Genomic DNA, 6,238 nt, shown 5'->3' on the forward strand with positions numbered 1-6,238 from the left:
GGTTATGCCGCCACCTCGCCACTTGTCCCCATGAGGTCGGCTAAGCGTAAAAGCTCCGCCTCTGACAAGGAAAACCACTCGCCATGATCACGCCGATGGGAGAACTCTTTGTGCAAACGAGACTCCAGCTCGGATCCACCATGCGCTTGATAGACCAAAACAAGATGGCCGGCTGACATAGACTGGACCGTTTTCACCCGGTGAGGAATGTCTATTGCCCTACCTATCTTGAAAAGACCAGTTGATAAACACTTCATTACGTAAACGAAAGATGGTCTTTTAGGTTGAGTGTCGAGCTGTTCCTTCCACTCGGAAAATTTACCGACCAGCACAATTAAGTCAGACAAGCCTTGAATCATGCGTTCAAAATCACAGAGATAACGCCAGACAGCGAAGCTGTGTGGTGGAATTTTCAGGTGCTCAATTAGAGCCAACGCTCCAATAACTGTGAACTCATAGAAACGGCAATCACTGAAATCATCGATTGGGCAGAAAACGCTGTGGAGTTCGCTCGTCGCTTCCAAGGCTCGGCATGCGTCATACACAACTTGATGGGGAAGCCCGAACGCAAATGCGGTGCTTTCTGAATCTGAGTAGACAATTTCAGCTTCAAAATTGGTGGCTGATGTCAATCCAGTTCTTCCGAACACGGAATACTGCGATGGGTGATGAGTCATGCTGCCACCGCCTTAGCCGCTACGGCCTCGGTGGTGGGAGGCAGCTCGATGCGGTAATGCCAAACCTGCTTGCCGTTGATGTTCTTGTTGCTGGAGTGTTTTACCCAGCCATGGCAGCACACTTCACGCAGGCGGGCGCTGATGGCGGCTTGGGTATCGGCTTGGCCGTAGCGGCTCCAGCACTCGCGCTCGATGTCGCGCAGGGTGCGGGCTTTTCCGTCGCTCATGATGGCGATCACTCGCCCCAATTGGGTCGCAACGGGTAGATCTCGGGTATTCGATTTTGCTGTCATGGTCGGGTCCTTTTGGTCAACGGCCGGGTGGTCTAAGTCCGGCCTGAAACATGTTACGGCGCGTTATACCGCTTGTCACTGGTTGGCAAGGGCCGCGCCTCCAAAGTTATCCACAGCTCCATTTGCAACACCACCTCTCAACACCAGCACTGGCGCGCCTCTCAGCCGTTCGACCTCCTCCGCCACTTGCTCAGGCGTCGTGTCGAGCACCAGCCAATGCCCTGCCCCACGCTGGCAATCGGTGTGCCCCAGCGCATCGATCTCGTCGGCCACCTCGAGCTGCACACGCTCCCCGCACCAACCCCGAACGGGCGGATAGATCACCACCCGGCAGAATTTCGCGGCCTTGACCGCGGCGATCACGTCTTGGTTGAACATCCCTAAATCCTCCCTGTGATGGTGTAACCGCGCTGGCGGCGTTCGGTGAGTATCCTGTCCAGCTCAACCTGCACCGCCTCGCTCGTCACGTCGCCGTCACGCTGCAACACAATCACGGTCGCCTCCATCTCGCATGCCCTGATGGACATCTCCAGCCGCGGTGCCCTGGTTGGTGCGGCCGTGGCTGGCTGCCGGCGCAGTATCTCTGCCCGCACTTCTGCCGGACGCGGGGCGAACTGGCGCTCCACATCGGCCGCCATGTCCTGCACCACCTCCCGGATCTGGGCTGGAGTGAACCCGCGCAGCACGCCACCCCAAGCCAACGCCACACCGCGGGCATTGGCATCCAGCTGGTTGGCGCTGGCAGGCCAACTCCCGGCCATCAGCGGCAGCAGCTCCTCAGCGATGAATGCGGCCATGCGGGCGCTCATGGCGGGTGCATCCTGGTTGGCTGGCAGTGCGGTCACGTTAGAGGGGAGTGTCGTCGTCATAGCTGACAGCTCCCGATTCGATGAGACTGCGCGCCTGCTGCTGGGCGGCGGCAATGTTGGACATCGGCTTGCGCTTACCCTCGAAGCCCTCCCACTCGCCGTTCAGGCAGCGCGGGCGACCGATCTGATCCCAGCGCTGGGCGCCAGCCAGGTACCCGGCGAACTTCTGCGGCGCAAACAGGGTCATTGGCCGCAGGTATTCGGCCATTTTCAGGTTTGCGGACCAGTGCTCGCGCTTGAAGTCGATCACCAGTTGCAGATCGGCCACGGAGTAGCCCTCCGCCAGTCTGGCGTTGATGTTCTGCAGGGTGGTTGGCTTGGCCTGATAGCGGCGATTGCATGCGGCGTTGAGGTGGTTCAGCACAGCCAGTGAATCCGCTGATGGCTCTGCCGTTTTTTTAGCCGGTTTTGTTTCGTCAGAAACAGAACAAGAGATCTGTTTATTATCTTCAGAGTTTATATTGTTATTAATGATAAGATCTTCGGCATGATACTCCGCACCTAACTCCGCGCCGCTGAGTTGGCGATCACTCTCTAACCCCATATCTGGCGCGCCCTCAAACTCCGCGCCATACTCCGCGCTAAAGTGTTGCGAAACTCCGCGCTGGTAAGCGTCGAAATTCAGCAGGCTGATGATGGTGTAACCACTCTTGCCCTGCTTTGTCGTCCTGCCGATCGCCCCCTCCTCCTCGAAATAGTCCAGCGCCCGGCGAGCCTGATCCTCAGATACGCCACACGCTTTCCCGAGCGAACGAGCAGAGCAAGCCAGCTGACCACGATGAATGGTGAGGCGGTTGCCATTGAAGGTGACTTCACGGCTCTCGTAGGCCGCATCCAGCAGCAAATGCAGCCACACTGACTTCTTGGCTACATCCTTGTACCAGGGGGCATTCAGCATCGACGAGTAAGCGAGGCGGAAGCCATTGCGGGCATTTTCGCTCACGTTGCTACCTCTGCTGATAGGTTTGGAAATGGGGGCGCCTGCCCCCGGGAATTTGATAACGGTGTTCATGCTGCCTCCACCTGCGCATCTGCGCACAGGATGACCACGCTGACGCTGGCGCCTTGGAATTCGTTGTCGAATACCTTGGACCAGCGGCAGTCAAAGCCAGGAAGGGTAAAAGAGTTCTTGGCGCCAGATGGCAGGATCGCGACCAATCGTCCGCGAGGTTTAACCATGCTGGCCGCATGCTCTGTATGAGCCTTCCAGCGCCCATCGCTGAACGGTGGGTTCATCACCACTCGATCGTACTTCTGTCCTCCATCTAGTTTCAGAAAGTCACCCTGCACCACGGTGTATCCCTTGGCTTTCAGGATCTCGCAGTGCAGCTTGCTTACCTCGATGCAGGTGAGCCACTGCGTATTGATGTGATCAGCCAGACCGCCATGCCCAGCGCTTGGCTCGAGGCAGTTGTGCTTTGCCGGATCAATCTCAGCCAACTCAACAGCCAACTGGGCTAACTTCTCAGGCGTGGGATAAAACTGATGGCTCTTGTGGTCAGGGATGCAGCCGGATGTGATGATGTGGTCCAGTGCCTCGCGGAAGTCATAGTCGAACTCGAACCACTCATAGCCGCCCTTGGTGAAGCGAACACCGCCGATCGCAGCCAGCACACTGGCCACCTCTGACCGAACTACCTTGTCGTCGCAGTAGTGAAACTCAAGGCTGTTTCGGTTGGTAGTTACCGGCTCCATCATCTTGTTGCTAAAGGATGATCTCCATGTGGTAGTGCGCGGTCTCCGCATCTCCGCGATTGCCCGCACCACTGCAAACGGCAGGGGCCTCTCCATCATTACGAAGTCCTTGATCTGCTTCTTCGGCTTCTGGCGAAACTCGGCCGGGATAGCCATGGGGTGCATGCTGGCCAGGACGCAATTCAACTTCCACGCCATGTCAGGGTGGATCTCGAAATGCGCCGTGCCCTTTTTGTAGGTTCTGATCCGCATAGCTCCGCCATCGATGCTCACCCACTGGCCAGAGTTGCGATTGGCAGCAGCCAGCATCTGATCGGTGTTCTGCCAGTTTGGTTCGTCATCGCGGTCCATGAACTTGGCGATCACCTGGCGCAAGTCAGTGATGTACCCCTTGCGATGGTTAACGTAGATGATCATCCGCTTGCTGAAACCCTGCGGCTGGTTGGTGACGTGCTCGCCAGATAGATTCTGGAAGATTCCATCGACGCGCTCACCAAAGAATTTGTGACGGCTGGACAGCAGGTCCATCAGCGTGGTTCTGACTGTCTCCTCCTCAAAGTCAGGGGTCTGTTTGTTGCGGATCTGCTCGTTCCACTCATCCCGGCGCTTTGCCGGCATGTAGTCGTAGACGTCGGTCAACTGCATAGCCTGCTGCCAGTAGTCGGCGTTCAGCTGGGCGACGGCACCATCCAGCTTGAAGATGTCAGCCACGGCGCGGATATAGCGCTCTCCGTCCTGATTTCCGCGCAGGAAGTAGCCGATAGCAGATGCGTTGTCTCCACCGTGAATGAAGCCGGCTACGCTCTCGATATTGGCTCGCATGGCCTTGTACCTGCCGATCAGCCCATCAACCAGATCAGTGGCAACCGGGGCAAAAAATTCGCCACCAGTCATCAAAATTGAATCTGTACTTGCTGCGATCGTCATGCCGCCACCTCCTGCTCGGTGTAGTCACACCACGGGCATTCAAATGAGCGGTCATCAGTACCGGTGCGCAGCTCGCTGCCACACACAGGGCAGTGATCCAGATCGGCACAAAGGGGGTGGCCCAGCGGGGCCGTTGGGTTCATGGTCATGTTGAGGTCCTGAATTAACAGCCCGGTGGTGAGGCGGGCCTGATTGATAATGGTTATGCGCTTGGCTGCTTCTCGGCGCGTTCGATCTTGCGAGCCATCAGCTCGCGGGAAAGCCGGGTCGCGGTACGGTCAGTACCAGCAGCCTGCGCAATGGTGATCACCGAGTCATCGTCCAGGTGCAGCGCCAGCTCGTGCATTACGGCCTTGAGGACGACATTATCCCGATCGGTGACGTGCTCTGGTTTCGGGCGTGGTTTGGTATTGCTGAACATGATGGTTATCTCCCTAAAACGAAATTGATGAGATCTTTGAGCTTTTGCACCGGCTTCTTGGGGCGCTCCTCGTCATAGATGGCCTCATCTTGCGGCGAGAAGGTCAGCAGGCCGCGCTCTGGCAGGCCATCGCCCTTTAAAATCTCCTCGACAGTGACGGGTGGATAACCCTGCTCGATCAGGCTCCGATTGGCCCGTTTGACGGCTCTCGCTAGGATCTGGGGCTCATGCTTTGATATGGAATTGAGCAGCATCAGCAGCGAGGTGCGGGCAAATGCGGTTTCAGTCATGCCGACTTCGGCGCCGACTTCTTGCCACACGGATCGGTGGCCGACAGTGCCGCGCACCCGCAGGGGTGACAGGGTGTCCATTTTTTCGTGATCAGACAGGGCTGGTCTTCCCATGGTCAGGGTCCTCTGGTGGTAATGGATCTGGCCGGTGGTTAGGCGGCAATTGGTTTCAGGTAGCCGAGATCAATCAGGCGCTTTGTCAGCCACTGCTGGCCTTTTCCTGTCACCATCGGAGTGAAAGTGGTTATCGTCTCGTCGTTGTGAGTGCGAGTGCCCTCTTTGACGGTGAAGTAACCACGCTCGATGTAGTCCTGGAACGGCAAGTTATGCCGATTACCGCCACTCATGAGGATGCGATGCTCACGCAAAGCACGGAACAGCACGTTCTGACCGAGGCCCACGGCGCGGGCGTAGTTGCCGATATTGACGCCCTTGTCGTCACCAGCAACGCGATCGGCAAATGCCACTTTGGGGGCTGCCAGAGCGAGCTGCTTGGTTTTCTCCTCCACTTCCAGTGCGAGGCGGCCAGCTTCAAGCAAGGCCGCTGCGTAGGTCTGCGGGATCTGCGGTCTTTGCTGGGATTCCAGCTCCTGCCAGCGTCTGATAATCGCCATTCGAAGAGTGGCGCTGTAGCCCGCGACCAAGCAGAGGCTTTCTTCCTTGGTCAGCAAGAGGCACGGCTGGGTGCGCCCTCTGCCGTCTTTGTAATCGGCTGGCTTTTCAGCCGATTGAATTTCAACCAGCATTTTGCGGATGTCGGCCAGAACGTTCTTGTGCTCTTTCCCTGTCAGTTCGGCGATCTCAACGCTGCTCATGGTCAGGCTGGAGTTGTTGATAAGGCTCAAATTGGTCATATGGAGTCCTGTTGGTATTTGGTTTTAGTCACTCACCGCTGGTCAGGCGGCAGCTTTTGCATCCTTCTCGGGGTTGGTGTAATCGCCAAACCCGAAATCGAGCTCACCGTTGCTCGCACTGACAAACAATGCAGCCGCGAATTCAACTCCGAAGTGCAACACCCGCCAAATCAAGCAACCTGTCGTAGTTCATCAAACACGATCTGCGGTTG

General features: G+C 57.2%; 10 protein-coding genes. All 10 read right to left on the reverse strand.

Translation table 11 applies throughout. From position 1 onward, the window contains the following. Positions 1 to 2 precede the first annotated feature (2 nt). The 10 genes from OKC27_RS11840 to OKC27_RS11885 all read right to left on the reverse strand — a co-directional run bounded on the left by OKC27_RS11840 (position 3) and on the right by OKC27_RS11885 (position 6,026). Entirely contained in the window at positions 3 to 677 is a 675-nt protein-coding gene (locus OKC27_RS11840; protein ID WP_270806279.1) for a GIY-YIG nuclease family protein, read from the reverse strand. After that, on the reverse strand, positions 674 to 970 hold the full coding sequence (locus tag OKC27_RS11845; protein WP_270806280.1) for a hypothetical protein: 297 nt from the start codon (positions 968 to 970) through the stop codon (positions 674 to 676). The genes OKC27_RS11840 and OKC27_RS11845 overlap by 4 nt, the downstream gene beginning before the upstream one ends. Before the next feature lie 75 nt (positions 971 to 1,045). Further along, positions 1,046 to 1,348, reverse strand: a complete 303-nt coding sequence (locus OKC27_RS11850; RefSeq protein WP_270806281.1) for a hypothetical protein — start codon at positions 1,346 to 1,348, stop codon at positions 1,046 to 1,048. Positions 1,349 to 1,350: 2 nt separating this feature from the next. Further along, entirely contained in the window at positions 1,351 to 1,779 is a 429-nt protein-coding gene (locus OKC27_RS11855; protein WP_103858385.1) for a hypothetical protein, read from the reverse strand. A gap of 37 nt (positions 1,780 to 1,816) precedes the next feature. Continuing rightward, complete coding sequence (locus OKC27_RS11860; RefSeq protein WP_270806282.1) at positions 1,817 to 2,851, reverse strand: conserved phage C-terminal domain-containing protein; 1,035 nt, start codon at positions 2,849 to 2,851, stop codon at positions 1,817 to 1,819. Next, complete coding sequence (locus OKC27_RS11865) at positions 2,848 to 4,461, reverse strand: DUF4942 domain-containing protein (RefSeq protein ID WP_270806283.1); 1,614 nt, start codon at positions 4,459 to 4,461, stop codon at positions 2,848 to 2,850. The genes OKC27_RS11860 and OKC27_RS11865 overlap by 4 nt, the downstream gene beginning before the upstream one ends. Further along, positions 4,458 to 4,610, reverse strand: a complete 153-nt coding sequence (locus tag OKC27_RS11870) for a hypothetical protein (RefSeq protein WP_270806284.1) — start codon at positions 4,608 to 4,610, stop codon at positions 4,458 to 4,460. Before OKC27_RS11870 ends, OKC27_RS11865 begins: the two co-directional genes overlap by 4 nt. Positions 4,611 to 4,663: 53 nt before the next feature. Further along, positions 4,664 to 4,882: a hypothetical protein gene (locus OKC27_RS11875; protein WP_042062778.1), complete on the reverse strand. Its 219-nt coding sequence runs from the start codon at positions 4,880 to 4,882 to the stop codon at positions 4,664 to 4,666. Between the two features lie 5 nt (positions 4,883 to 4,887). Next, the gene (locus tag OKC27_RS11880; protein WP_139731233.1) at positions 4,888 to 5,286 is read right to left on the reverse strand and encodes a hypothetical protein; all 399 of its coding nucleotides are present in this window, start codon (positions 5,284 to 5,286) and stop codon (positions 4,888 to 4,890) included. A gap of 38 nt (positions 5,287 to 5,324) precedes the next feature. Beyond that, on the reverse strand, positions 5,325 to 6,026 hold the full coding sequence (locus tag OKC27_RS11885; protein WP_139731232.1) for a phage antirepressor KilAC domain-containing protein: 702 nt from the start codon (positions 6,024 to 6,026) through the stop codon (positions 5,325 to 5,327). Between the last annotated feature and the right edge of the window lie 212 nt (positions 6,027 to 6,238).

The sequence above is a fragment of the Aeromonas sp. QDB62 genome, from assembly GCF_027705695.1.
Taxonomy (GTDB): Bacteria; Pseudomonadota; Gammaproteobacteria; order Enterobacterales; family Aeromonadaceae; genus Aeromonas; species Aeromonas allosaccharophila.

Excerpts from the sequence above, each read along its gene's own strand:
- OKC27_RS11840 (WP_270806279.1), bottom strand. The coding sequence starts at position 677 with ATGACTCATCACCCATCGCAGTATTCCGTGTTCGGAAGAACTGGATTG.
- OKC27_RS11845 (WP_270806280.1), bottom strand. The coding sequence starts at position 970 with ATGACAGCAAAATCGAATACCCGAGATCTACCCGTTGCGACCCAATTG.
- OKC27_RS11850 (WP_270806281.1), bottom strand. The coding sequence starts at position 1,348 with ATGTTCAACCAAGACGTGATCGCCGCGGTCAAGGCCGCGAAATTCTGC.
- OKC27_RS11855 (WP_103858385.1), bottom strand. The coding sequence starts at position 1,779 with ATGAGCGCCCGCATGGCCGCATTCATCGCTGAGGAGCTGCTGCCGCTG.
- OKC27_RS11860 (WP_270806282.1), bottom strand. The coding sequence starts at position 2,851 with ATGAACACCGTTATCAAATTCCCGGGGGCAGGCGCCCCCATTTCCAAA.
- OKC27_RS11865 (WP_270806283.1), bottom strand. The coding sequence starts at position 4,461 with ATGACGATCGCAGCAAGTACAGATTCAATTTTGATGACTGGTGGCGAA.
- OKC27_RS11870 (WP_270806284.1), bottom strand. The coding sequence starts at position 4,610 with ATGACCATGAACCCAACGGCCCCGCTGGGCCACCCCCTTTGTGCCGAT.
- OKC27_RS11875 (WP_042062778.1), bottom strand. The coding sequence starts at position 4,882 with ATGTTCAGCAATACCAAACCACGCCCGAAACCAGAGCACGTCACCGAT.
- OKC27_RS11880 (WP_139731233.1), bottom strand. The coding sequence starts at position 5,286 with ATGGGAAGACCAGCCCTGTCTGATCACGAAAAAATGGACACCCTGTCA.
- OKC27_RS11885 (WP_139731232.1), bottom strand. The coding sequence starts at position 6,026 with ATGACCAATTTGAGCCTTATCAACAACTCCAGCCTGACCATGAGCAGC.